This window comes from Metabacillus sp. SLBN-84, assembly GCF_053629595.1.
On sequence record NZ_JBRJIP010000001.1, the window covers coordinates 1,835,373 to 1,857,858 of the forward strand.

The 22,486-nt window shown below is 44.0% G+C and carries 31 protein-coding genes; 20 read left to right on the plus strand and 11 right to left on the minus strand.

All coding sequences use genetic code 11. The features are described 5' to 3' along the window. Positions 1 to 57: 57 nt before the first annotated feature. Complete coding sequence (locus tag RKD52_RS09325; protein ID WP_454099490.1) at positions 58 to 1,158, plus strand: type III polyketide synthase; 1,101 nt, start codon at positions 58 to 60, stop codon at positions 1,156 to 1,158. Continuing rightward, entirely contained in the window at positions 1,155 to 1,718 is a 564-nt protein-coding gene (locus RKD52_RS09330) for an isoprenylcysteine carboxyl methyltransferase family protein (RefSeq protein ID WP_454099491.1), read from the plus strand. The genes RKD52_RS09325 and RKD52_RS09330 overlap by 4 nt, the downstream gene beginning before the upstream one ends. 272 nt (positions 1,719 to 1,990) lie before the next feature. On the opposite strand, the gene RKD52_RS09335 is transcribed toward RKD52_RS09330, so the two are convergent. Further along, on the minus strand, positions 1,991 to 2,278 hold the full coding sequence (locus RKD52_RS09335) for a hypothetical protein (protein WP_454099492.1): 288 nt from the start codon (positions 2,276 to 2,278) through the stop codon (positions 1,991 to 1,993). Between the two features lie 208 nt (positions 2,279 to 2,486). Here RKD52_RS09335 and RKD52_RS09340 point away from each other — a divergent pair, with 208 nt between their 5' ends. The 4 genes from RKD52_RS09340 to RKD52_RS09355 all read left to right on the plus strand — a co-directional run bounded on the left by RKD52_RS09340 (position 2,487) and on the right by RKD52_RS09355 (position 4,856). After that, complete coding sequence (locus tag RKD52_RS09340; protein WP_454099493.1) at positions 2,487 to 3,122, plus strand: FMN-dependent NADH-azoreductase; 636 nt, start codon at positions 2,487 to 2,489, stop codon at positions 3,120 to 3,122. 139 nt (positions 3,123 to 3,261) lie between these two features. Further along, positions 3,262 to 3,597: a PadR family transcriptional regulator gene (locus tag RKD52_RS09345; protein WP_454099494.1), complete on the plus strand. Its 336-nt coding sequence runs from the start codon at positions 3,262 to 3,264 to the stop codon at positions 3,595 to 3,597. Positions 3,598 to 3,600: 3 nt separating this feature from the next. Beyond that, positions 3,601 to 4,122, plus strand: coding sequence for a DUF2812 domain-containing protein (locus tag RKD52_RS09350; protein WP_454099495.1), 522 nt, complete (start codon positions 3,601 to 3,603; stop codon positions 4,120 to 4,122). 107 nt (positions 4,123 to 4,229) lie between these two features. After that, complete coding sequence (locus RKD52_RS09355; RefSeq protein WP_454099496.1) at positions 4,230 to 4,856, plus strand: metal-dependent hydrolase; 627 nt, start codon at positions 4,230 to 4,232, stop codon at positions 4,854 to 4,856. 200 nt (positions 4,857 to 5,056) lie between these two features. Here the strand turns inward: RKD52_RS09355 and RKD52_RS09360 are convergent, their stop codons facing one another. Further along, positions 5,057 to 5,449: a sporulation protein gene (locus RKD52_RS09360; RefSeq protein WP_454099497.1), complete on the minus strand. Its 393-nt coding sequence runs from the start codon at positions 5,447 to 5,449 to the stop codon at positions 5,057 to 5,059. Between the two features lie 228 nt (positions 5,450 to 5,677). Between RKD52_RS09360 and RKD52_RS09365 the strand changes: the two genes are divergently transcribed. The 6 genes from RKD52_RS09365 to RKD52_RS09390 all read left to right on the plus strand — a co-directional run bounded on the left by RKD52_RS09365 (position 5,678) and on the right by RKD52_RS09390 (position 12,496). Beyond that, the gene (locus RKD52_RS09365) at positions 5,678 to 9,253 is read left to right on the plus strand and encodes a dynamin family protein (protein WP_454099498.1); all 3,576 of its coding nucleotides are present in this window, start codon (positions 5,678 to 5,680) and stop codon (positions 9,251 to 9,253) included. 177 nt (positions 9,254 to 9,430) lie between these two features. Then, positions 9,431 to 9,706, plus strand: a complete 276-nt coding sequence (locus RKD52_RS09370; RefSeq protein WP_454099499.1) for a YpbS family protein — start codon at positions 9,431 to 9,433, stop codon at positions 9,704 to 9,706. Positions 9,707 to 9,774: 68 nt separating this feature from the next. Then, positions 9,775 to 9,900, plus strand: a complete 126-nt coding sequence (locus tag RKD52_RS09375) for a hypothetical protein (protein WP_087946327.1) — start codon at positions 9,775 to 9,777, stop codon at positions 9,898 to 9,900. A 638-nt stretch (positions 9,901 to 10,538) separates the two neighbouring features. Further along, positions 10,539 to 11,438: a 5'-3' exonuclease gene (locus RKD52_RS09380; RefSeq protein WP_454099500.1), complete on the plus strand. Its 900-nt coding sequence runs from the start codon at positions 10,539 to 10,541 to the stop codon at positions 11,436 to 11,438. Between the two features lie 100 nt (positions 11,439 to 11,538). Beyond that, complete coding sequence (locus RKD52_RS09385; RefSeq protein WP_454099501.1) at positions 11,539 to 12,195, plus strand: NAD(P)H-binding protein; 657 nt, start codon at positions 11,539 to 11,541, stop codon at positions 12,193 to 12,195. A gap of 22 nt (positions 12,196 to 12,217) precedes the next feature. Next, on the plus strand, positions 12,218 to 12,496 hold the full coding sequence (locus tag RKD52_RS09390; RefSeq protein WP_369733684.1) for a DUF6123 family protein: 279 nt from the start codon (positions 12,218 to 12,220) through the stop codon (positions 12,494 to 12,496). Positions 12,497 to 12,523: 27 nt separating this feature from the next. Here RKD52_RS09390 and RKD52_RS09395 read toward each other — a convergent pair whose 3' ends face one another. The 3 genes from RKD52_RS09395 to RKD52_RS09405 are packed head-to-tail and all read right to left on the minus strand — an operon-like array spanning position 12,524 to position 14,508. Beyond that, positions 12,524 to 13,420, minus strand: coding sequence for a DMT family transporter (locus RKD52_RS09395; RefSeq protein WP_454099502.1), 897 nt, complete (start codon positions 13,418 to 13,420; stop codon positions 12,524 to 12,526). Beyond that, positions 13,417 to 13,818, minus strand: a complete 402-nt coding sequence (locus RKD52_RS09400) for a reverse transcriptase-like protein (RefSeq protein ID WP_454099503.1) — start codon at positions 13,816 to 13,818, stop codon at positions 13,417 to 13,419. The genes RKD52_RS09395 and RKD52_RS09400 overlap by 4 nt, the downstream gene beginning before the upstream one ends. A 12-nt stretch (positions 13,819 to 13,830) precedes the next feature. Next, complete coding sequence (locus RKD52_RS09405; protein WP_454099504.1) at positions 13,831 to 14,508, minus strand: queuosine precursor transporter; 678 nt, start codon at positions 14,506 to 14,508, stop codon at positions 13,831 to 13,833. Between the two features lie 275 nt (positions 14,509 to 14,783). On the opposite strand from RKD52_RS09405, the gene RKD52_RS09410 reads away from it, so the two are divergent. Next, complete coding sequence (locus tag RKD52_RS09410) at positions 14,784 to 15,452, plus strand: reverse transcriptase-like protein (protein ID WP_454099505.1); 669 nt, start codon at positions 14,784 to 14,786, stop codon at positions 15,450 to 15,452. Further along, complete coding sequence (locus RKD52_RS09415; protein WP_454099506.1) at positions 15,445 to 15,630, plus strand: zinc-finger domain-containing protein; 186 nt, start codon at positions 15,445 to 15,447, stop codon at positions 15,628 to 15,630. Before RKD52_RS09410 ends, RKD52_RS09415 begins: the two co-directional genes overlap by 8 nt. A gap of 38 nt (positions 15,631 to 15,668) precedes the next feature. On the opposite strand, the gene RKD52_RS09420 is transcribed toward RKD52_RS09415, so the two are convergent. Then, complete coding sequence (locus RKD52_RS09420) at positions 15,669 to 15,935, minus strand: DUF2564 family protein (RefSeq protein ID WP_369733677.1); 267 nt, start codon at positions 15,933 to 15,935, stop codon at positions 15,669 to 15,671. Positions 15,936 to 16,126: 191 nt separating this feature from the next. On the opposite strand from RKD52_RS09420, the gene RKD52_RS09425 reads away from it, so the two are divergent. Next, positions 16,127 to 16,333: a hypothetical protein gene (locus RKD52_RS09425; protein ID WP_029280413.1), complete on the plus strand. Its 207-nt coding sequence runs from the start codon at positions 16,127 to 16,129 to the stop codon at positions 16,331 to 16,333. A 57-nt stretch (positions 16,334 to 16,390) separates the two neighbouring features. Here the strand turns inward: RKD52_RS09425 and cspD are convergent, their stop codons facing one another. Further along, entirely contained in the window at positions 16,391 to 16,591 is a 201-nt protein-coding gene (gene cspD, locus RKD52_RS09430) for a cold-shock protein CspD (protein ID WP_029280415.1), read from the minus strand. 237 nt (positions 16,592 to 16,828) lie between these two features. Between cspD and RKD52_RS09435 the strand changes: the two genes are divergently transcribed. The 3 genes from RKD52_RS09435 to RKD52_RS09445 all read left to right on the plus strand — a co-directional run bounded on the left by RKD52_RS09435 (position 16,829) and on the right by RKD52_RS09445 (position 17,672). Beyond that, positions 16,829 to 17,080 carry a hypothetical protein gene (locus RKD52_RS09435; RefSeq protein ID WP_029280417.1) on the plus strand — a complete coding sequence of 84 codons (252 nt, stop codon included), beginning with the start codon at positions 16,829 to 16,831 and terminating at the stop codon, positions 17,078 to 17,080. A gap of 69 nt (positions 17,081 to 17,149) precedes the next feature. Further along, a complete protein-coding gene (locus tag RKD52_RS09440; protein WP_426866055.1) occupies positions 17,150 to 17,416 on the plus strand; it encodes a phosphocarrier protein HPr in 267 nt (88 codons plus the stop codon). Positions 17,417 to 17,489: 73 nt separating this feature from the next. Continuing rightward, entirely contained in the window at positions 17,490 to 17,672 is a 183-nt protein-coding gene (locus RKD52_RS09445; RefSeq protein WP_454099507.1) for a hypothetical protein, read from the plus strand. Between the two features lie 596 nt (positions 17,673 to 18,268). Here the strand turns inward: RKD52_RS09445 and RKD52_RS09450 are convergent. After that, the gene (locus tag RKD52_RS09450; protein WP_168713766.1) at positions 18,269 to 18,424 is read right to left on the minus strand and encodes a hypothetical protein; all 156 of its coding nucleotides are present in this window, start codon (positions 18,422 to 18,424) and stop codon (positions 18,269 to 18,271) included. A 12-nt stretch (positions 18,425 to 18,436) separates the two neighbouring features. Further along, on the minus strand, positions 18,437 to 18,664 hold the full coding sequence (locus RKD52_RS09455; protein ID WP_369733672.1) for a DUF3892 domain-containing protein: 228 nt from the start codon (positions 18,662 to 18,664) through the stop codon (positions 18,437 to 18,439). A gap of 138 nt (positions 18,665 to 18,802) precedes the next feature. Between RKD52_RS09455 and RKD52_RS09460 the strand changes: the two genes are divergently transcribed. Beyond that, on the plus strand, positions 18,803 to 19,501 hold the full coding sequence (locus RKD52_RS09460) for a class I SAM-dependent methyltransferase (protein ID WP_454099508.1): 699 nt from the start codon (positions 18,803 to 18,805) through the stop codon (positions 19,499 to 19,501). Next, positions 19,498 to 20,196, plus strand: a complete 699-nt coding sequence (locus RKD52_RS09465) for an AIM24 family protein (protein ID WP_454099509.1) — start codon at positions 19,498 to 19,500, stop codon at positions 20,194 to 20,196. Before RKD52_RS09460 ends, RKD52_RS09465 begins: the two co-directional genes overlap by 4 nt. Before the next feature lie 48 nt (positions 20,197 to 20,244). Here RKD52_RS09465 and RKD52_RS09470 read toward each other — a convergent pair whose 3' ends face one another. Together RKD52_RS09470 and RKD52_RS09475 are read right to left on the minus strand one after the other, a co-directional pair. Further along, positions 20,245 to 21,252 (minus strand): metal-dependent hydrolase, encoded by a 1,008-nt coding sequence (locus RKD52_RS09470; protein WP_454099510.1) that lies wholly within the window; start codon positions 21,250 to 21,252, stop codon positions 20,245 to 20,247. A gap of 43 nt (positions 21,253 to 21,295) precedes the next feature. Then, on the minus strand, positions 21,296 to 22,441 hold the full coding sequence (locus tag RKD52_RS09475; protein WP_454099511.1) for a diglucosyl diacylglycerol synthase: 1,146 nt from the start codon (positions 22,439 to 22,441) through the stop codon (positions 21,296 to 21,298). Positions 22,442 to 22,486: the final 45 nt, after the last annotated feature.

Sequence of the window (22,486 nt, forward strand, 5' to 3'; positions counted from 1 at the left end):
AAATACCACCTTATTTGGAAAAAGTAACCTTTACCAGAAAAAAATGAGGTGGATGGGATGGCCTATCTTTTATCAGTCGGCAAGAGCATACCGGAAAACAGGATGCAGCAGGACGCGACTGTAGAATTTGCAAAAGAACTCTTTGAAGGGACGTTTAAAGATATTAACCGGCTGCTGCCTGCTTTTAAAAATGGCGACATAGAGTCACGGCAATTTGTTAAAGACATGAGCTGGTACAGGACTCAGCACACTTTTCAGGAAAAAAACAATACATACATTGAGGCGGCTGTAGCTCTTGGAACGGAGGCGATTATAAGCTGCCTGCAAAACCCCGTCTGTTTAAAAAGAGAGATTGGCTGTGAAGAAATTGACGCGATTTTCTTTGTATCGAGTACCGGGATTTCTACTCCGAGCATAGATGCCAAAATCATCAACAATCTCCCGTTTAAAGAGTCAGTGAAACGAGTGCCGATCTGGGGGCTCGGGTGTGCAGGCGGCGCATCAGGTCTGTCGAGGGCTCATGACTACTGCAAGGCTTATCCGGACGCGAAAGTCATTGTTGTCTGTGTCGAGCTCTGCAGCCTGACCTTTCAGCATGACGATCTGTCCAAAAGCAATTTTATCGGCACATCGCTGTTTGCAGACGGCGTTGCATGTACTCTTCTTGCGGGAGAAAACGCTGATATGGCTCATTTATCTGCTCTCTCTGTCCTTCCGAAAACACGGTCGACACGATCAGTGTTTATGAGAGATTCTGAAGATGTGATGGGGTGGGAAATTAAAAACAACGGATTCTATGTGATTTTTTCAAGAGATATTCCGTCTATTATCAGAAACTGGCTGAAGGGTACGGTGGAGAATTACCTTGCTGATGAGGGGGTTTCACTCAAAAGCATTCAGCATTTCCTCGCACATCCCGGAGGAAAGAAAGTGCTTGATGCGTATCAGGCAAGTCTCGGGTTCACCGAGGAGCAGCTGTCCGTCTCAAAAAATGTTTTAAGGCAGCACGGAAATATGTCGTCTGCAACGGTTATGTATGTGATTGATGAGTACATGACAAACAGCCGCGTCAACCCGGGGGATCTTGGCATCATCGCAGCGCTTGGCCCTGGATTTTGTGCAGAGCTGCTTTTAGCGGAATGGGAGCGGGTATCATGATCTTCGCCTTTTTCCTGATGATTATTATTCTTCAGCGACTGAGTGAGCTTGTGATGGCAAAGCGAAACGAAAAACGCTTGCTGGATCTGGGAGGGCAAGAACATGGCAGAAGTCACTATCCGTGGATTGTAGCGCTGCATAGCCTGTTTTTGCTCTCGTTCCTTCTTGAAGTGCTGCTTTTTAATAAACAGCTCTCCCCGCTATGGATGGTCATTCTTCCGATTATCGTGCTCACGCAGATTATCCGTTATTGGGCTGTGTTCAGTCTTGGGCCGTACTGGAATACGAAAATCATCATCGTCCCAGATCTTGAGGTTGTGGCAAGGGGACCGTACAAGTATATGAGGCATCCTAATTATCTGGTTGTTGCCGTTGAAATCCTGTTTCTGCCAATCCTTTTTCAGGCATATGCTACAGCTGTGATATTTACCCTGCTCAACGCAGTCATTCTGTCTATCAGAATCCCCGCTGAGGAAAAAGCCCTTGCCGAACATACGGCAGATTACGCTTCATCTTTTTCATGGAAAAAGAGATTTGTCCCCCGAAAACGGGAGGAATAACAGTTTTAGTCGTGCATAATCTAAGCATAGATGCCGCAAATAGAATGAATGAACCTCATCATTTTAAATCGTGTACATAAATCCCTGTTGAAAATGATTTTCATTCGTGGTAGAGTGAAGGTAATAATCATTCTCAGTGAAAAGGTTGTGTGAGACGATGGAAATGACACTCGTATTAGGAACGGTTTTGGCCTACAGCACACTGATTGGCTACATATTGAAAAAAGTGAATACTGCTTCTTAACCTCATGCTGCCTGATTCGGCAGTTTTTTTATGTCTTTTTTTCATACCTGCGATACGCTTTCAGCGAAGTTTTAAGAGAGGAATAGGCTCCTGCAGCAGCACTTCCGTGAAAGAATCCCATAAACAGCCCTGTTGAAAAGTGGCTGGGATGGCTGATGAACAGACCGATAAACAGCCCGGTGAGTCCCGCAGCAGAAGGGACAAATGGCGGAAGAATCTTAAAGATCAGCTTAACGATTTGCGTAATAACCACAACAGCAGGAACGGCAATGACCGCATCCCAGAAATTTGTATGGATAATCGGAAATTCTGTCATTTCTCTCCATCCTTTCTTTTTTTAGTATGAGAGAATGAGGCAAATAATATTTCTGTAAGCTTTATGTTTGACAAAATTCGCCGGATTCGATATTATTATCTCGAATTGAAGATATTCAATTTAGAGATTCTTAAATTATTGTTTTAATCACATGGATTTAATCAATAATAAAACGGGATCAAACTTTTAAAAAGGAAAGGTGACTAACATGTCAAAAGTTTTATACATCACTGCGCATCCGCACGACGATACAGCGTCTTTCAGTATGGCAGCAGGAAAAGCATTTCTAGATGAGTACAAAAAAGCAAATTCAGGCGATGAGGTTGTTCACATTGATCTTTATAAAGAAAACATTCCGCATATCGATGCAGATGTTTTCAGCGGCTGGGGAAAACTGCAGACCGGAAAAGGCTTTGAAGAACTTTCAGCTGAAGAAAAAGTTAAGGTTGGACGCCTGTCTGAGCTGAGCGAACAATTCATTTCAGCTGACAAATATGTTTTCGTAACACCACTTTGGAATTTCTCTTTCCCTCCTGTTATGAAAGCTTATCTTGACTCTGTGGCTGTTGCAGGCAAATCGTTCAAATATACAGAGCAGGGACCAGTCGGATTGCTGACAGACAAAAAGGCTCTTCACATTCAGGCGCGCGGAGGCATCTACTCAACAGGCCCTGCTGCTGAGATGGAAATGGGCCACCGCTACCTCGGCATCATGATGCAGTTCTTCGGTGTTCCTTCATTCGAAGGCCTGTTCATTGAAGGACATGCAGCAATGCCTGACAAAGCACAGCAAATCAAAGAAGACGGGATCGCACGCGCGAAAGATCTTGCACATACATTCTAAGACAGTAAAAAGAATCTCCAGCCGGGGGTTCTTTTTTTTATTAGAAAAGATTGACAGCAAACAGGAAATACCATTATTATATTATTAATAGATATATCATTAAACGATATATTGATACATGATATAAAGAGGTGATACATTGCCGAGGAATGCGATGATGGAAATGGAACAGCTTACAGATCCAGCTTATTACATTGTTTTATCTTTGCTTGAAGAAAAGCACGGATATCTCATTATGAAACATATCGAAGAACTGACAGACGGAGAATTTATAATAGGCCCTGCCACGCTTTATACGCTGACTAAAAAGCTGCTTGATGCTGAAATTATTTCGCTTTCTGCCAGTCAGAACGACAGACGGAAAGTTTACAAAGCAACGGAAAAGGGCCGGAAACTCCTGGAGCTCGAGATAGGCCGCAGACAGAGGATGGCTGCACATGGACTCCATGCTTTTAAGAAAAATAAGGAGGTCTGATCGATGGAAAAAAGAAGATATATGCCTTCAGCAGGTCTGGCTTTTGCAGAAGAACGGGAAATGAAAAAACTCAGTAAAATGGCCCAAAAGGGCTGGGTGCTTGAAAAATTCTCCTTTATGGGCTATACGCTTAAAAAATCCAATCCTCAGCATCTGATATACAGCCTTGACTATCAGAATGTAAAGGAAGATGAAGCTGAGGAGTATTATAACGTTTTCAGGGCTGCGGGCTGGGAGCCTGTTACATCAAGTGGAAGCGTCCATGTTTTTTCAGCAGAAGAGGGAACTCCGCCTATTCATACAGAGGATGAATCTAAAGCAGAAAAATATGCCGTGATGAAAAACTGGTTTGGATCGATTGCCTGTTTCCTCACGCTGCTTGCCATTGCGTCTGTCTTTTTAATGCAGGAGTCAGTCATTATCCAGCGGTTTATCTTTCCGGCATCACTTGCTCTGGCTGTTCCTGCAGCCCTGACGTTTATTACTCTGCAAATTCGGTATGCATCTGTTAGAAAGAACCTGTAAATCTGTGTTTGTGTGAGCTAAAAGAATGATTTTCCACATAAGTCCTCCAAGCAGGGCTTTTTTGTATTAGAATGTAGGGATGAACGTTAAAGGAGAGAAAGTACAGCATGGATGGAACATCACATATGGCGATAGGAGCGGCAGCAGGTTTCGGGGCTGCGAGCGCAGTCGGAGCAGATCTGGAAGCGACGCTCATTTTATCTGCGCTTGGAGGACTCACAGCCTTAATGCCTGATGCTGATATTGACGGCAAGCTTAGAAACAGACTGACATTTTCACATCATTTTATCCGCAGTGTCGCGCAGGTCGCGGGATTTCTAATGATTATGTACAGTTTTTTTCAAGGAAAGGGAAATGAAATCTGGACTGGCATGGGAGCAGGAGCGGCAATTATCGTGCTGTCTGCTTTTATCAGGCAGAGGCATATGCTGACGATGACAGGGGCGGGAATTGCTGCAGGAGGTTTCTCCCTGCAGGAAACATGGGTTATTCTGCTTGGTGTCTTTATGATCATAGCTTCTTTTGTCCCTCACAGAAGCTATACGCACAGTATTGCAGGGCTTTTGTTTTTCGCAGTTATAGCCTCACAATTTGAACAGGCAACAGGGCTTCAGGGAGCTTTTTATGCAGGTACTGCCGGGTATGCGAGTCATCTGATTGCAGATATGAAAATGCTGCCTTTTAACAGGCGCGGAGTTAAATTTTTTCTGCCGTTCTCATCGAAGGAGTTTTAAAGAACAAAAGCGCAAGCGCCAAGGCCCGCTCCGATAGGCAGATAAGAATCCGGCGGAAAAGTCCGGGTCCACCCTTTTTTGACGGATTTGTTCTGACAGAGGATTTAGGCTCTTCCGCTTGCCGAGGATTAATTTGCTATTTTTTATGACATTGAAAAAATGCAGTCCGCATCCGGACTGCATTTCTGATTTTAAAAGGTTCAGCCTGGCTGAATAATGACTTCATCGTGGTCAACGCTGCTGATGCCGTCAGTAAAGATTAGACGGGTAATAAATTTATAGGAAATATGGCTGTCTGTCGGCAGCAGGGAAGGAGGGAGCTCAAAAGAAAAATTCATTGTTTTTTCTTCCTGTGCTGAAATGACCGCGGATGAAAAAATGGTCTTTGTGTTGATTACCCGTTCCGTATCATTCTCTGCGTGTGTCTGCACGAGATCTGACTCCACTCTTTTAAGGCGCTGTTCAGCAACCCCGCCTTTTATAATGTATTCTCCTTTAATCATATCGCCAATGCAGTATGTATCTTTTCTAAGGACAAGATCGATTTTGGCAGATCCTACACCAAATTTGCACAGCACTTTTCCAAGTAACAAGAAAATACCCACCTTCCGGCCGAGCGGCCATCTGTTATCATTGATTATTTTACGTATTTATTGTAATTTTTCAACCATAATTTCAATAAAAGTTTGTCTTTTTTACGTCTCCGCAAGAGAAAAGTTTCAAAAACGGCTGTAACTGTTTAAAGATTCTTATAATAGGATGGGAAAAAGGGAAAAAATCAAGTAAAATAGCAATATACGCCAGACAAAGGGGTTTAGGGAATGAGTACGAAAACGTTAAAACAGCATCTGCTTCCCAGAACAGCTGCTGTATGGAACAAAATACAGGATGAACCTGAAACAGCCGATAAACTGATCGAGCTGTTCTATAAAATTCAAAAGAATACGAAGCACATTGCTTTTACAGGCCATTTTTCAGCAGGAAAATCAACGATGATCAATACGCTGCTCGGCGAAGAGGTTCTGCCGACAAGCCCGATTCCGACAAGTGCAAATGTCGTGCTGCTTCAAAAGGGTGAAAAATCTGTCATCCTGCATGACACGAAAGGAAACCTGATCAAGCTGAAGGGATCCTACTCCATTCAGCAAGTGAAGGACTACTGCAGGCAGGGCAGTGAGGTCTTAAAAATCGAGATAAAAGATGAGTATTTGTCCCTTCAGGAAAACGTTGTGATTATGGACACGCCTGGAATTGATTCCACGGACGCCGCTCACCGCATGGCGACTGAATCCGCTCTGCATCTCGCAGATTTAGTGTTTTATGTGACAGATTACAATCACGTTCAATCCGAAGAAAATGTGGCATTTGTCCACGAAATGATACATAAAGGCAAACAGATTTATTTAATTGTGAATCAAGTTGATAAACACAGGGAAGAGGAAGTAGCCTTCTCTGCATTCAGGGCTCAGATTGAAATGACGTTCGAAGCTTCGGGACTGCCTTCAGACCATGTTTTCTATACGTCACTTACGGCTTTAGACCATGAGCATAATCAGCTTTCTTCCGTGAAAAATCTTATCAGCCAAATGATCACTAAAGAGGGTCTTGTACAAGAGAATGCCCAAAACACGCTGATCTCATTAACTTCAGACTATCTCGGCCAGAAGGAAGAAGATCTTGAAATGAAGGATATTTCAGCAGATGAACTGCTCTCGCAAATCAGCAGTGTTCAAAAAGGACTGGACGCATCCCAAGCTGCATTTAAGACGCTTTCTGACAGCATCAGCTCTGTTTCAGCAGACTTGCGTGATCAGCTGGATTATATCCTTAAAAATGCCAATCTGATTCCATTTGAGACAAGATCAAAGGCTGAAAGGTTTATTGAAGCGTCACTGCCGGGATTTAAGGTGGGGCTGTTCTTCTCAAAAGCGAAAACAGCAGAAGAACAGAAAAAACGGGAAACGGAACTGTTTGAGGACATTTCAGGCCATTTGCAGTCTCAAATTGCCTGGCACGTGAATGAACTGCTGAAGAAAAAAGCAGCAGAGCATGAGATCAGCAGCCCTGATTTTTTGCAGAAGCTTCAGGATTTTTCAATCACAACAGATGCTGCCCTTTTGCACAGTTCCGTTCAAAAAGGGGCTACGGCCAACGCGCAGTATACGCTCACCTACTCCAATGATTTAAGTGAATCGGTAAAAAAAGAGACAAAAAAACAGGTGCTGCCTTTGATCGAACAGATGGAACAGCATGTGAAAGATCAAAACGATGCTCAGCTTCAAGCATTATTCTCAGACGTATCGAAACGAAAAGAGAAACTTGAAGCATTAAACGAACTGTACCGCAGACTGATTGGGTTTGAACAGCTGAAAAATGACGTGATGGAGCTTGCCTCACAGGAAAAGCTTCCTGAACTCGACCTTGCCGAGTGGATAAGGGAGCATCCGGAAAAAGCTGCCTCAGAAGGAACGCTTGAGCAAAAGAACGCCGTTAATCGGAAGGTTGAGAAGGAATCTGCTGAAAAGACACATGTTCAGGATCAAACGGCTGATCAGGCATTTTTTGCAGACCAGATCGCTGCAGCATCAAATGTACTGACCGGTATTCCGGGCTTTCAGCAGCTTTCAGCCTCCTTAAGGGCAAAAGCAGAGTCCCTTCAGAACAAGTCGTTTACTGTTGCCCTGTTTGGAGCATTCAGTGCAGGAAAATCTTCTTTTGCAAATGCGCTGCTTGGTGAAAAGCTTTTGCCTTCATCGCCAACACCGACAACGGCTGCAATTAATAAAATCAAACCTGTTACAAAGGATAAACCGCACGGGATGATTGAAGTGACATTTAAGACTGAACGTGCATTTCTGGAGGAGATTGCGGATGTTTTCTCTATAGAGGCAGTTTCAGCCGAGGATGCCCGCAAGAAACTTGCTGTTATGAAAGGGGACAGCGAGAGACTTAAGTCGCTTTTGCCCCTCTATCAAAAGGCATTGTCTGTGATCGGTACAATCAGCGGCAAAACGATTGCCGTAAACAGGGAAGAATATAAAGACTATGTGTCAAATGAGGAAAAAGCATGCACGGTTGAAGAAGTTGTCATTTATTTTGACAGCCCCCTGACGCAAAGCGGAATTACGATCGTCGATACTCCTGGAGCGGATTCGTTTAATTCAAGGCACACCGAAGTCGCATTCGATTACATTAAAAATGCAGACGCCATCTTGTTTGTCACCTATTATAATCATCCGTTTTCAAAAGGAGACAGAGAGTTTCTGAAGCAGCTTGGAAGGGTGAAAGACACCTTCTCGATGGATAAAATGTTTTTTATCATCAATGCCATTGACCTTGCAGGAAGCAAAGAAGAAATTGATCTGGTGAAAGATTATATCCGGGACCAGCTTTTGACTCACGAGATCAGGCATCCCCGCCTTTACGGGATATCAAGCATGCAGGAGCTTGCTAAAACGGCAGATCCTCTCCAATCTGAATTCGGGGTGATGAAAGAGGAATTCCATCACTTTATGAACCACGATCTTTCAGCTTCCATGATTCAGTCTGCAAAGCTTGAGCTTTCGATTGCAAAGCAGCAGCTGCAGTCGGTCCTTGATGCAGCAGACAGCAATCAGGAGAAAAGAGAACGGGAAATAAAGACGCTGACAGCTCAAAGAGAAAAGGTGCTGTCCATGCTGAATGCAGAAACGCAAAATCTCAGGGAGAAACAGCTGGAGCAGGAAGTGAAAGAGCAGCTGTTCTATGTGAAGCAGCGGACGATGCTCAGGTTTCCGGATCTGTTCAAAGAAGCCTTTCATCCGGGAGCATTTGGCGGTTCCAAATCCCCGAAAGAAGTATTGGACGAGTGCTATCAGGATCTTCTTGCTTCCCTTCAGTTTTATGTTCTGCAGGAATTGCAGGCCGTTACTCTGAGACTTGAGAAGTACGTGCACGGTCTTTTATCTGATGCATTTAAACAGGCGGCAAGAGAAATGCTGATGCACAACGGACAGCTCCGGACTTCCATGCCGGATTTACAAAAGATTGAAACGCCCAAAATCAGAACGTCTTTGAAAGAACATGTAACAAATGAAGAAAAACAGCCGCTGAAGAAATTTAAAAATACGAAGGCTTTTTTTGAGAAAAACGAGAAAAAGCAAATAAGTGAAGAGCTTCAGGAAAAGCTTGCTCATCCTGTTTCAATTCAGCTGACTGAGAGCGAAAATCAGTTTAAGGCTTATTATGGAGAAAAGCTGAGAGAAGCAAGCAAGGAGCTTACCGGGAATCTTGTCCTCCAGACAGAGTCATTTTATGAAGCGCTTCTGTCAGCATACACGCTTGAAGATGTCTCGGCCTATGAGCGGAGTAACGAGGTGCTTGAGAAGATTCTTTCTGCGGCAGGTGTCAAGTCATGAAGTCACCCTATCAGGTATGCGCAGCCTGCATACACTTTCACAGCTTCAGGGCTGAAGGGCGGATGGTTTACCGCTGCAGCCGGCTCGGATTTGAAACAAAACCTGATTATTCCTTTGACTGCTGGAGTCCAAAAGAATCAGTAAAAAAACTAATGGAAAAAAGAGGAGATCAACAAGATGAGCAACGTACATGAAGCCATTACGGCACACAGCAAAAAGCAAAATGCCATCGTAACAAAGTTTGCAGCATTAGAGGAGAAAAGAGAGGCGCTGATTGAGAAAGCGGTTCTGCACTGCAGACAATCCGAGCCTTTTTCAGTGAATGGAATAAATGAAGTCACAGCTGAAATCAATGAACTTGCTAAAGGGGGCATTATTCCAACGAGACAGCACGTTACAGAGGAAATGGTCAAAGAATATGTTCAAAGAAAGTTCGGCCAGGACAGCCAATAACTTCTTCGTGTCAGGCAGCTGCTCCCTGAAGATACTAAAGCTAACCTAACTGAAAAGAGGTGTCAGCTTTGGGAAAAACGAAAAAAGGGAATGCCAACGCACAGCGCAACAACAATGCCAAGGGCTATAATGAAGAATTCGCTTCATACGCAGAAACTGAAGTGAAAAAAATGAACAGCAAAAAAGAGAAATAACCAAACCTGGGAGATCTGAACAGAAATAGATTAGGGTGAATTTGAGTTAAAACTACTCAAATTCACCTTTTTTCATTCATGCTCTTTCGTACGGTGTAATCAGCGGCCTATTCTCAAGTGGAATAAGAAAGACGCTCTTTCGTACGGTATAACCAGCAGCCGGTTCTCAAATGGAATAAGAAAGACGCTCTTTCGTACGGTATAATCAGCAGCCGGTTCTCAAATGGAATAAGAAAGACGCTCTTTCGTACGGTATAATCAGCAGCCGGTGCTCAAATGGAATAGGAAAGACGGTCTTTTGTACGTTATAATCAGCAGCCGGTCCTCAAATGGAATAGGAAAGACGCTCTTTCGTACGGTATAATCAGCGGCCGGTCCTCAAATGGAATAGGAAAGACGCTCTTTCGTACGGTATAATCAGCGGCCGGTCCTCAAATGGAATAGGAAAGACGCTCTTCAGTACGTTATAATGAGCAGCCAATGTTCAGATAGCATAAGATACAAGTGTTTCCTGCGGAATAACCTCTGCGCTAATGTTTTGTCCCATCCTCTTTTCATGTTTTTCCCTTTCTTCCCGTGAACATAATTATGGTATGATAGAGACAGCGTATTTTTTAGAATAGGAGTTTGATCTCTATATGGATAATAAAAAAGAACATTTGCTGATCGTTGACGGCATGGCTCTCTTGTTCAGGGCTTTCTACGCCACAAGCGTTTACGGCAACTTTATGATAAACAGCAAGGGCGTGCCGACAAATGCAGTAAACGGCTTCCTGAAGCATCTGCTCGCATCCGTTAAACATTTTCAGCCGACACATGTCATCTGCTGCTGGGATATGGGCAGCAAAACATACAGATCTGAGCTTTTTGATCACTATAAAGCCAACCGTCCGGAAGCTCCTGTTGAAATGCTTCCCCAATTTGACCTTGCAAAAAAGGCTGCAGAAGCTTTTAACATTCCGAATGTCGGTCTTGCCGGGTATGAAGCGGATGACTGCATCGGGACCATTGCAAAGCTTTATTCTGCTGAAATGAATATTTCCATTCTGACGGGCGACCGTGATCTTCTTCAGCTGCTTGATGAAAGCATACAGGTCGTTCTAATGCAGAAAGGAATTGGCCAATATAAAGTGTATACGCCGGATTTCTTTACAGAAGAAACTGGCATTCTTCCAGCTCATCTTGTGGATGTAAAAGGACTGATGGGCGACAGCAGCGATAACTATCCCGGAGTTAAAGGCATCGGAGAGAAAACGGCCTACAAGCTGATTGCCAAATACAAGTCAATTGATGTTCTGCTTGAGCGGCTTGAAGAGCTGACGAACGCACAGCGATCAAAAATTGAGCAGGATTTGGACATGCTTCATCTCTCAAGACGGCTTGCAGAAATAGCGTGCGATGTACCTGTTGAATGCACCCTTGAAGAAGCTTTATTTGATGCAGAGCACAGCCGAGCTGCACGTTTAATTGAAGAAATGGAGCTTAGAGGACTGCATGGCTTTTTATCAGATGCATTGAATTCCAGAGAGGCAATGTGACCTCTCTTCTCTTTTACATAATCGGCCCCAAAACGGGAGCAAGCCCTTTGCTTTTGAACCCGTTTCCTTTATGATCCGAAGAAGATTGGAGTGACAAATCATGAAGAAAGCAATGATTGTCGGGGCAAGCGGCCTCATCGGCACGGAGCTGCTCGAGCTGCTGCTCTCATCAAAGCATTATTCAGAAGTGAAGACGGTTACAAGGAAAGCATTGGACCGCAAACATGATAAGCATAAGAACATTGTTGTTGACTTTGATCATCTTTCAGCCAGCAAACGTGAATTTGAGGTGGATGACCTCTTCTTATGTCTTGGCACAACCATGAAAAAAGCAAAATCAAAAGAAGCTTTCTATAAAGTTGATTTCGAATATTCAGTGGAGGCGGCAAAGCTTGCAAAACAGCAGGGAGTGAAACGGGTTCTGGCTGTCTCTGCAATAGGTGCTGACAGAGATTCGCTCTTTTACTATAACCGCGTAAAAGGACAAATGGAGGATGCACTCAGAAACCTCGGCCTCCCGTCAGTTATTCTGTTCAGGCCGTCCCTTCTGCTTGGAGACAGACAGGAATTCCGGATGGGGGAAAAACTGGGTGAGTGGCTTTTTAAACTTTTCGGTTTTGTCTTTATAGGCAAACTAAAATCGATGAAGCCTATACATGCGAAAACGGTTGCAAAAGCTATGCTGAAAGAAGCACAGAATAAAGATCCTCTGGTTATCACATTTCAATCTGATGAAATTAAGGATATTGGCTATTAGAACATGCTAAGGCGGGGTATGCTTGCTACATACGATACAATCAGTGACAGATTATTTGCAGCATTTACAGGATAAGGGGTTTCACTTTAAAGAAGATGCCCTCGGATTTATCGAATTCGGAAAGCACTATACAGGCGCAGAAGATAAGCTGGTCATAGCTGCAATCGAGCTGACATTAAAAGCGCAAAAAGAATTTGACGGCGCCTTTTTCGTCTCTCTTCTTGAAAGACTGACAAAAGAAAAGGCAAGAAACCGCAGCCAGGCGATGCGGGTAGCAAGGGAACTGAACATTTTAAACTGAAAAATCCCGGAGATCTCCGGGATTTTTTCAATGTGAAGCAATCGATTCTTTTTTTCGCGCAGGCTTCCATTCTGCCATCAGCATCGCAGAAAGAATAAGCACACAGCCGAAGATACCGGCTGAAGAGAGGCGCTCACCTGCGAAGAAATAGGCAGTCAGCGCTGCAAATACAGGCTCAGATGCGTAAATGAGGGCAACTCTGGATGCTGTCGTATACTGCTGAAGCTTTGTCTGAACAAAAAAAGCAAAAGCTGTTGCAAAAAAGGCTGTAATGAACAGGGCTAAAAGCACGTCCGCAGTCAGCATTTTTCCCGCATCCGGAACACTTTCAAAAAGGCCGGACGCTGAAAAACTCAGAACAGAAACAGTAAACAATTGGACGATGGTCAAAAGCCAGGCATCGTGCTGACCAGAGAACTTTCCCGTAAACAGAATATGCAGAGCAAAAGCAAGGGCGCAGCAGAAAACGAGCAAATCACCCTGGTTGAACGATGAAAAGCCGCTGAATGTCAGAAAATACAGACCTGCTGTGCCAACCGCCGCTGCGGCATAAACCGTTTTCCTTGCCGTTTCCTTAAGAATCCAGATGGAAAGCAGGGGAACAATCATTACGCTCAGACCCGTGATAAATCCTGCTTTAGAAGAAGTGGTATACAAAAGGCCGACTGTCTGGAAAGCGTAGCCGAGAAAGAGAAACACTCCCAATGTGACACCGGCGGCAACTGAACGTTTCGAAGGGACCAGACGCGTCATTTTCCTGCCAATTAGAGCAACAAACACGGCAGCAAGGAAAAACCGGACGCCGTTAAAAAAATGAGGGGGCATAAACTGAATCGCTTTTTGAACAATGACAAAAGTAGACCCCCATATGCATGCCACAAGAAGCAGGCTGATGTCGGCTGTGAGAGATGATTTAAGCTTCATCCGTCATCGCTTCCGTTCATCCGGATCGCTTTTCTCGCCAGCTCATCAGCAACCGTGTTCTGCTTACTTGGAATCCATTTAATGAAAAAGAGATCAAATCCGTTTTTCAGCTCCAGAACTCTCTCAAGCAGCGGAACAAAGGAAGGGTTCTTCACATACTCTTTTTCTACAGCCCGCTCAACAAGCTGGGAGTCAGTTCTTACGGAAATGATGGAAAAACCTTTCTCCAGGCAAATTTCAAGACTTTTTATCAATGCATGATACTCAGCTTCATGATTTGTCATTTTTCCAAGAGGCACTGCAAACTGCTCGCCCTTGCCATGTCCTTTTATGAAAATCCCTGCTCCGGAAGGGCCCGGGTCTCCGGCACTGGCACCATCCACATAAACTTCAATCATTTCTTCCTCTCCTCATTCAGCAGGTTTTATTCTTTTGGCTAGATAAGCAAATGGTGTATCAATAATAGCAACGACAAATTTAATCAGATAAGTCGTAATAAAAATCTGAATCCAGATGTCAAACGGATAGACGCCCAAAAAGGCGATTGACGTGAAGATGAGGGTGTCCAGAAGCTGGCTGATCATTGTGCTTCCGTTATTTCTGATCCACAGCAGCCTGTCAGAAGGAAACTTCCGTCTGAGCCATGAATAAATTGCCACATCTGCATACTGGCTGATAATAAAGGCTGCAAGGCTGCCGATGGCAATACGGGGAATCATATCAAAAATCGTCTTTAATGCCCCTTGTGCAATGTCCGTTTCATCAGGCTGGAACATGAGTACACCCTGCATAATAACTGTAAGGGAAATTAATGTTGCAAAACCCAGCCAGACGGCTTTTTTTGCTTCTTTTTCCCCGTATTTTTCATTGATGATGTCTGTTACTAAAAAGGCAGTACCATACATGATATTCCCCATCGTAGCCGTTAATCCGAAGATCTCGATCGTTTTGACTACCTGAAGGTTGGCTGCAACTGTCGAAAAACCGATCCAGACAAATAATCCGCTTTTGCCGAAAAGTTTATAAAATAGCAGAACAATGATAAAATTAATGAATGCAAATCCGATCCACAGTAATTCGTTTGGCATATAAAATCTCCTTGCTGATATAATTTAGGAAGGTTTTTTTTGGCTGTTTAGAAAATTATTACTGCGTCCAGCTCCAGCGCCTAAATCCTCTGTCAGAACAAATCCGTCAAAAAAGTCAAACCCGGACTTTTCCGCCGGATTCTTATCTGCCTATCGGATCTGACCAAGGCGCTTCCGCTTTTGTATTAAGCCGAATATGATTATAGCATATTGAATACAATTGCCGGTACAAGCAAGACTACTTATAACAAGGAACCATGAAGTCAGGAGTGAAAATGGTGAAATATCACATTCAATGGATGTATAAAACCCCGAAAAAGCAGAGCGTCCTGTTCAGCTCAGATGAAACGGATCTTGAGACTGCCATCAGCATAGGAGAAGATGCCGAAAAAACAGGGAGAGCCCAGACACTTGAATTTATTGATTCCAGAGGCACTTCATGGACACTCAAAGAACTTAAGAAACTTAAACTCGAAGTTGTGCATGAGCCAACTGATGTAGAAGCTTTTTTTGACGGAAATTATAATAAGCTGTCAAAAGAAGCGGGACTCGGCGCCGTGATTTACTATACAATAAACGGAAAACGATCAAGAATGAGATACAGCGAAAAAGCGGAAGCTCTTTCTAACAATGAAGCAGAATACATGGCCTTTTACTTCCTGGTCCAAAAGCTTGAAGAGCTTGGCGTGCAGCATCAGGACGTCACATTTAAAGGAGACTCCCAGGTCGTTCTCAATCAGCTTTCAGGAGAGTGGCCCTGCTATGAAGAAGCATACTCCCGCTGGCTTGATAAAATAGAAAAAGCACTCAAAAAGAGAAATATACGCCCAATCTGCGTTCCGGTCGCCAGAAAAGACAATGCCGAGGCAGACAAACTTGCAGGACAGGGCCTCAGCGGCATAAAGGTTGCAAGTGAATGGACGGCTGGTGATCAAGATGAATGAGAGAGACAAAAAACAAATCGTCCATGATATAGATGAGCTGAATGATACATACTGCTCAGACTGTCTTCTCAAAAAGCTCTTCAGAAAAGAACGCGGGAGAAAAGCGGCCCATGCATTTTGCATCGGAGAATGCACAGTAGGGCAAAAGATGAAGGAGTACGGCAAAAAACTTGTATAGAAAAACAGAGAAAAATCCGCTGAATTCAGCGGATTTTTTTATTTTTTCGCTTCATTGAGCTGATGCTCGCATTGCAGCAAAAGCTCTTGCTGATTGCTTAAAAACGGCTGATCAACGCCTGTCTCTCCGGCTGTCTGGTAAATGGCTTTTGCATCCTGCAAAGCTTTTTCTGCGTTCTGGATAGCTTCCGGATCCATGCTCATCGTTGCAGAGCCCGTCATTTTCTGTGCAGCAGCAACTGCCATTTCAAGCTGCTTTAAGTTGTTGAAACCGCTGATAAGACCTGTGTGATTAATTTGATCCAAGTCCTCACCTCCACATCTTTATCGTTCGACAACCTTCTTAAAATATACATCGAAAAAATAGGACGAAAGAAACTGGATGAAATTTCTCTAAAATAAAAATTCGTTAAAAAGAAGGAATTTGTTCTTTATTGAAGAATAACTGTAGATTAGGATGAACCTTTTTGACTATGCCGCAGGGGAGGGTGACAGCAATGAAGACAACAATCAAAATCAATGATGATATAAAGCAGGCTTTTTACGAAATATATGGCGATTTAGATATGCTTTTGTTCATGGCAAAAAACGGCAGCGTGTTTAATCAGTTTGAGGTAAAAAGAATCGAAGGGAAGCTGAAGCAAAACTTAAAGGCTGTGGAATTTTTAATTGTCAGCCAGGATTTAACGAAAGAAAGAGGCTGAGATATCTCAGCCTCTTTCTTGCATTCGTATATGATCAATTATAATGTACGTTTGTAATTATAGTTTCACTACGTTAGCAGCTTGTGGTCCACGGTTGCCTTCAACGATTTCGAAAGAAACTTCCTGTCCTTCTTCAAGAGACTTGTAGCCGTCTCCCTCGATAGCTGAGAAATGTACAAATACATCGTCTCCGCCTTCAACTTCGATAAAACCGAAACCTTTTTCGTTGTTGAACCATTTAACTTTACCGTTTTGCATAGTACTTTATCCTCCTAATACTGTAGCACAGGTGTTGCTACCTGGAAATATTTTATCAATCAGCGAATATGTATGCGCAAACAAAGTTTGGAAAAACGATGTTTCACTAACTATTAGCTAAATGATGCTTTTAATATACACTATTGGAAATTTGTCGTCAAGTTGCCTATAGATTTTTACGGAAATTTCAGATATTTTATTTATAGGTGGAATAACTTGTAAAGGGATGTGGGAAACGTGTACAAAACAAACATTGGAAACATGCAGGTTATTTTTAAAAAAGACCGAAAAATGAGCGATGACCGTTTTCTGCAGGCATGCAGCCAGCTCGAGACGCTTGAATCACTGCTTGACTTCGAGCATGAAAGACTGATTCTCATTAAAGATGCCCTTCAGAACACCATCATCGTGGAAAAAAAGAACACGCAAATCTGCACCATTTATCTGCACAGCTACATTACCAATGAAGAAATCATTAAGCTTGCTTAAAAAACAGTTCCCTTTTGGTCAAAAATGATTATAATATTTCTTTGTAGAATGAGGAGAGGGGAAAGAAAGATGCAGCAGAAGAAATTTGAAATTACAAGCGAGTCAGGCATACATGCACGTCCTGCAACATCTCTTGTCAATGCAGTCAACTCTTTTACAGCAGATGTGAACCTGGAAGCGAACGGACGCAAGGTTAACTTAAAATCAATTATGGGTGTTATGTCACTCGGCATTGGAAAAGGAACAACCATTACCGTATCAGCCGAAGGCGACGACGAAAAAGAAGCCATCGAAGCAGTAGAGCGTGTCATCATTGCAGAACAGCTTGGCGCCTGATCATGAAAATCTCCTGGAAACAGGAGATTTTTTTAATGGCAGGAGATACTATACCTGAATGGAGGCGAAATAGATGAAGGATAAAAAATACCCATCTTACCTTGGAAGTGAAGAAACAACACGCGCCAATGACGGCATCAATGAAGCATTCTATGACAACGGGGACAAAATGCAAGTCCCGCTCTATATGAACAATGAAACAGCGGCTATTACGATTGACAGAGGGAGAAATGAGCAGGCTGATCCTGAAAAGTAAAGTTGCATATAAATTAAATTGGTTTCAGCAAAAGAGAGGCGTCGCTCGGGTGAGTGGTGCCTCCAAACGGTTTTAACACGATGAAAAGTGGCATCACTCCGGTGAGTGACGCCACAAACAGGTTCCATGCGAGAAGAAAAGTGGCATCACACCGGTGAGTAGCGCCACAAACAGGTTCCATGCGAGAAGGAAAGTGGCATCACTCCAGTGAGTGACGCCACAAACAGGCTCCATGCAAGAAGGAAAGTGGCATCACTCCGGTGAGTGACGCCTCAAACAGGTTCCATGCGAGAAGAAAAGTGTGGCATCACACCGGTGAGTAGCGCCACAAACAGGTTCCATAAGGGAAGAAAAGTGGCATCACACCGGTGAGTGACGCCTCAAACAGGTTCCATGCGAGAAGAAAAGTGGCATCACACCGGTGAGTAGCGCCACAAACAGGTTCCATAAGGGAAGAAAAGTGGCATCACACCGGTGAGTAGCGCCACAAACAGGCATTATCCGCAAAGAAAAGTGGCATCACGCCTGTGAAAAGCGCCATAAAATAGAGTATGCAGAAAGAAAACCAGCTGCCGCGGCAGCTGGTTTCATCATCCTTATTTCCCGGAAGTCTTAGATTTCTGGTCTTTGTTGCGTTTGTTTCCCTTGCTGTTGTCTCCTGAAATGATTTCCTGGCCGAATTCTTCCTGGAAGTGTCCTTTTTCAGGGGAGTTGCCGTTTGCGCTGCCTTGTTTGTTGTATTTTTTTGTCATTGTGTTTTCCTCCTAAAATAGTGGAAGTGCGTCAAGGTTATTTGCTTTGCTGTTGTCAGGGTTGCTTCGGATGTATGTGCCGCCGCCTTTTCCTTTAAAGGTGCTGACACCTTCAATCATGCCGCTTCCTGCTTCAGCAAGCGCCTGTTCGTAGGAAAGAATTCTGCCGCCAGAGGTTTTAAAAGCGGACAGGTCGCCTTCGCTGTTTTTCTGAACAGCAATAAATGTTTCTTTCTCCATTGTAAGCACTCCTTTCACATGCAGAGAGAGATCTGCTCTTATTAGTCTTTATTCTTTGGTGACTTTTATTCGGCAGAGAGGAATTTGGTTGATTTCCTAGAACTCTATAAGGAATGCTGATAACTGGAGCTGATTCAAGTGGTAAATACATATGACTGGGAAAAAGAAGCAGAAAAGAAGTGGGACGAACGGGCTGTATTCTGGAATAAGAGCAGCAAGGATATGTGGGATACCGGAAGCAGGAGCACGGTTATCTCTTTTTTCAAAAAGTATGTACCAGAAGGATCGACTGTGATTGATATCGGCTGCGGGGACGGCTATGGGTCGTTCCTTTTAATGCAGGAGGGCATGAAGGTGACAGGAGCTGATTTGTCCCCCGAAATGATCAGGCTTGCAAAGCAGCATGAAAAAGAAGGCAGGCTTGTCTTCGAACAGGCAAATATCATGTCCCTGCCATTCAGTGAAGGACAGGCCGATGCGCTGCTGACGATTAATTGTCTTGAATGGACAGCAGATCCGCTTTCCGGATTACAGGAATTAAAGAGGGTTGTTAAAAAGGAAGGCTATTTGTGCATTGCGGTTCTTGGACCGACAGCGCATCCGAGAGAAAACAGCTACGAGAGGCTATATGGAAAAGATGTCATCTGCAACACTATGATGCCGTGGGAATTTGAAAGGCTGGCGCTTGAAAATGGCTGGGAATTGATTGACAGTCAGGGTGTATACAAACGGGGAGTGACAGAGGATATGGTCCATAAACTTTCTGCGGAATTAAAGCAGTCACTTTCATTTTTATGGCTGTTTATGCTTCAGAAAAAGGGAGAGGATAAGCGATGAACAGATACAGTATTCAAGAATTTGTGGAGAAAACAGAGCAGCAGGACAAAGGGGAGGGACTGTTCGAGCTTGAGACGGAGAGGCTGCTTGAGATCAATTTGAATGGCCAAGTCTGGACAAAAGCCGGAGCAATGGTCTCCTACCGCGGTCAGATCAAATATGAACGTGAAGGAATTCTTGAGCACGGCCTCGGGAAAATGTTTAAAAAGGCGCTTACAGGCGAGGGCACGGCTCTTATGAAAGCGACTGGAGCAGGAAAGCTGTATGTAGCTGACCAGGGAAAAAAGATTTCCATTATAAATCTGCAGGGAGAATCCATTTTTGTGAACGGCAATGACCTGCTTGCGTTTGAACCTTCCATCTCATGGGATATCAAAATGATGAGGAAGATTGCGGGCATGCTCTCAGGGGGACTTTTTAACGTGCGGCTTGAAGGCAGGGGAATGCTTGCGATTACCTCTCACTATGAACCGCTGACACTGATTGTCAAGCCGGGTGATCCGGTTTATACCGACCCGAATGCAACTGTCGCCTGGTCAGGGAGTTTGACTCCGGAGTTCGTTACCGATATCTCGCTGAAAACCTTATTCGGTAGAGGAAGCGGAGAGTCTATACAGATGAAGTTCGAAGGAGAAGGCTTTGTTGTGGTTCAGCCATTTGAAGAGGTCTATTACAGTCAAACGACATCAGGCTGACGCGGCCAAAATAATATAAAACAAACCCCCGGAATTCCGGGGGTTTTATCATGCGTCGAGACCTGCCGCCCCTGAGGAGTTCTGGGGAAGGAGGGTTTTATGCAGCTTTCCTGTCTGATGAATCCACCCTGTTTGTGATGAGAGGATCGCTCCGTTCCGGGCCAACAGGCAGACAGCCATGTAGGGATAATGATTTTTCGTCCGGAAACGGAGGTCAAAAAAGCGGACTTCATATCCGGATGGATTAGGAATGACAATACTGTGCACATGTTTTGAGTTTTTCAGGAAGTGCTGCACGTTTTGATCTTTTTCAGCAGCTGATATAAGCTCATGCTTTGTTTTTTCGAACGAATGAACCGGCCTGACCTGGCCTGAGCGCAGTTCACCTGAGGTAAAGCCTGTTTCTGTTTCGGACACAAATTGCCATACTGACCAGCGGATTGTAGGGACGACAGTCAAAACAGAAGACTCACGGAGTTCGCTTCTGATTCGTGCAAGAGCCCTTCTGGAACTGAAGAATCGTTCAATGACATAAACAAATATGATTGTGTAAATAACAGAAAAAGTAAGACCAGGGCTCTCTCCAGCGGCCCATAATGAAAAGCCGGCAATATGCAAAAAGACAATCAGCGGGTCAAACAGCGGGATGAAATTCAGGGACAGCCATCTTTTTGTGAATGGCCGTGCTGCCTGAGTGCCGTATGCGTTAAAAAGATCAAATAAGACGTGAACCAGCACCGCAGCGAACGTCCAGCCGGCAAGGTGCATCCAGCCCTGCCCCGATAAGGAAGGTGAAAAAATGAGAATAATGGCAGTGAGCAGAAAACTCCAAATAAACCATGCGGGCACAGAGTGAGATAACCCGCGGTGATGCTCGGTGTACATTCCGTTACCTTTAAAAACTCTGACCGCGTAATCAAAATCCGGTGCATTTGATCCAAGAACGGTGCCGGCCATTACAGCCGCAGCAAGTTCGGGATTCTGTCCGACAGCAGGGTCGATGTATGCGAATCCTGCAAGGCCGAAACCCATGATGATGTGCGTGCTTGTATCCATTTTTTTAGCCTCCGGGGGTGTATTCCCCTTCATCCGGAAGGTCTTATTGAGCCTTAATAAATTTGTTCTCTTTAAAAAGAGAAGCTTCTCTGAGTATATCTTCCATAATGGTTAAGGATGAGTTCGGATGGTGCAGACGCTTGATGTTGCGTTTCATTCTCTTAAGTTTCTTGTCGTCTTTCAACAGGCTGCTGACAGTTTCATACACTTCTTCTGAGCGGTTGACTACAACAGCTGCCTCGTTTTCTTCAAAAAAGAGCGCATTTTCCTTTTCCTGTCCGGGAACAGGTTTGAAAAGAATAACGGGAACACCGACAGCTGCGGCCTCGCTTAACGTGATGCCGCCTGGTTTTGTTACCATGCAGGATGCGACTCTGAACAGCTCATCGACTCTTTCAACGTAGCCAAGAAGCTTTAGGTTTCTTACATTTTTGCCGGTTATCGTTTCAAGGTTTTCTTTCAAAACCGCATTGTTTCCGCAAACGACGACCGTCTGCAGATCCTGGTCTTCAAGAAACGACTCGCACAGTTCTTTTACGTTTTTAAGAACACCGTGGGCGCCTGCCATGACAAGCAGAATTTTTTTATTGGGGTCAAGCCCGAATTTGCGGCAGATTTCATTTTTATCAAGATTTTCTTCAAATACGGAACGGATCGGGATGCCTGTCACCTTGACGGAAGCAGGATGAATGCCGAGGCTCATGACCTTTTCTTTCACCCGTTTGCTTGCCACATAATATTTATCTATGTTTTGGTGAACCCAGATTTTGTGAAGGCAGAAGTCAGTGAGCACATTAAAGGTTGGTATAATATGGCCAGTGCGTCTTCTGTACTCAGGCACGACGATAATCGGGAATGTATTGATGATCAGGTCGGGCTGCTCTTTTTCAATCAGTTCAAAAAGCCGTTTATTTCCGAGCTTGAAGTACAGCGTCAGCAGTTTCTTGTTGTAAATTTTATCGACGCCGTAATAAAACATACGGTAAAACTGTTTGCCGATTGTGAAGCTTTTTAAATAAAGGTATTGGGTGATTTCTGTAAAAACAGGGTTCGATTCAGCGTACAGATCAGAAACAACCACTTCCTCAATTCCCATGTCCTTGCATTGCTTAACAAGTGTTTTTGAGACTTGAACATGTCCGTTCCCGTATTTTGCGGTTAAAATTAACACTTTCGGTTTTTTTAACAATGCATTCACCTCAACTATAATCATAAACAGGACGCTTATGTTCCT

Bases quoted from the DNA above. Each gene is read 5' to 3' on its own strand.
- RKD52_RS09325 (WP_454099490.1), top strand. From the start codon at position 58: ATGGCCTATCTTTTATCAGTCGGCAAGAGCATACCGGAAAACAGGATG.
- RKD52_RS09440 (WP_426866055.1), top strand. From the start codon at position 17,150: ATGCAGCAGAAGAAATTTGAAATTACAAGCGAGTCAGGCATACATGCA.
- RKD52_RS09415 (WP_454099506.1), top strand. From the start codon at position 15,445: ATGAATGAGAGAGACAAAAAACAAATCGTCCATGATATAGATGAGCTG.
- RKD52_RS09425 (WP_029280413.1), top strand. From the start codon at position 16,127: ATGAAGACAACAATCAAAATCAATGATGATATAAAGCAGGCTTTTTAC.
- RKD52_RS09410 (WP_454099505.1), top strand. From the start codon at position 14,784: ATGGTGAAATATCACATTCAATGGATGTATAAAACCCCGAAAAAGCAG.
- RKD52_RS09385 (WP_454099501.1), top strand. From the start codon at position 11,539: ATGAAGAAAGCAATGATTGTCGGGGCAAGCGGCCTCATCGGCACGGAG.
- RKD52_RS09365 (WP_454099498.1), top strand. From the start codon at position 5,678: ATGAGTACGAAAACGTTAAAACAGCATCTGCTTCCCAGAACAGCTGCT.
- cspD (WP_029280415.1), bottom strand. From the start codon at position 16,591: ATGCAAAACGGTAAAGTTAAATGGTTCAACAACGAAAAAGGTTTCGGT.
- RKD52_RS09450 (WP_168713766.1), bottom strand. From the start codon at position 18,424: ATGACAAAAAAATACAACAAACAAGGCAGCGCAAACGGCAACTCCCCT.
- RKD52_RS09340 (WP_454099493.1), top strand. From the start codon at position 2,487: ATGTCAAAAGTTTTATACATCACTGCGCATCCGCACGACGATACAGCG.
- RKD52_RS09335 (WP_454099492.1), bottom strand. From the start codon at position 2,278: ATGACAGAATTTCCGATTATCCATACAAATTTCTGGGATGCGGTCATT.
- RKD52_RS09405 (WP_454099504.1), bottom strand. From the start codon at position 14,508: ATGCCAAACGAATTACTGTGGATCGGATTTGCATTCATTAATTTTATC.
- RKD52_RS09400 (WP_454099503.1), bottom strand. From the start codon at position 13,818: ATGATTGAAGTTTATGTGGATGGTGCCAGTGCCGGAGACCCGGGCCCT.
- RKD52_RS09395 (WP_454099502.1), bottom strand. From the start codon at position 13,420: ATGAAGCTTAAATCATCTCTCACAGCCGACATCAGCCTGCTTCTTGTG.
- RKD52_RS09330 (WP_454099491.1), top strand. From the start codon at position 1,155: ATGATCTTCGCCTTTTTCCTGATGATTATTATTCTTCAGCGACTGAGT.
- RKD52_RS09470 (WP_454099510.1), bottom strand. From the start codon at position 21,252: ATGGATACAAGCACGCACATCATCATGGGTTTCGGCCTTGCAGGATTC.
- RKD52_RS09445 (WP_454099507.1), top strand. From the start codon at position 17,490: ATGAAGGATAAAAAATACCCATCTTACCTTGGAAGTGAAGAAACAACA.
- RKD52_RS09355 (WP_454099496.1), top strand. From the start codon at position 4,230: ATGGATGGAACATCACATATGGCGATAGGAGCGGCAGCAGGTTTCGGG.
- RKD52_RS09380 (WP_454099500.1), top strand. From the start codon at position 10,539: ATGGATAATAAAAAAGAACATTTGCTGATCGTTGACGGCATGGCTCTC.
- RKD52_RS09455 (WP_369733672.1), bottom strand. From the start codon at position 18,664: ATGGAGAAAGAAACATTTATTGCTGTTCAGAAAAACAGCGAAGGCGAC.
- RKD52_RS09465 (WP_454099509.1), top strand. From the start codon at position 19,498: ATGAACAGATACAGTATTCAAGAATTTGTGGAGAAAACAGAGCAGCAG.
- RKD52_RS09370 (WP_454099499.1), top strand. From the start codon at position 9,431: ATGAGCAACGTACATGAAGCCATTACGGCACACAGCAAAAAGCAAAAT.
- RKD52_RS09350 (WP_454099495.1), top strand. From the start codon at position 3,601: ATGGAAAAAAGAAGATATATGCCTTCAGCAGGTCTGGCTTTTGCAGAA.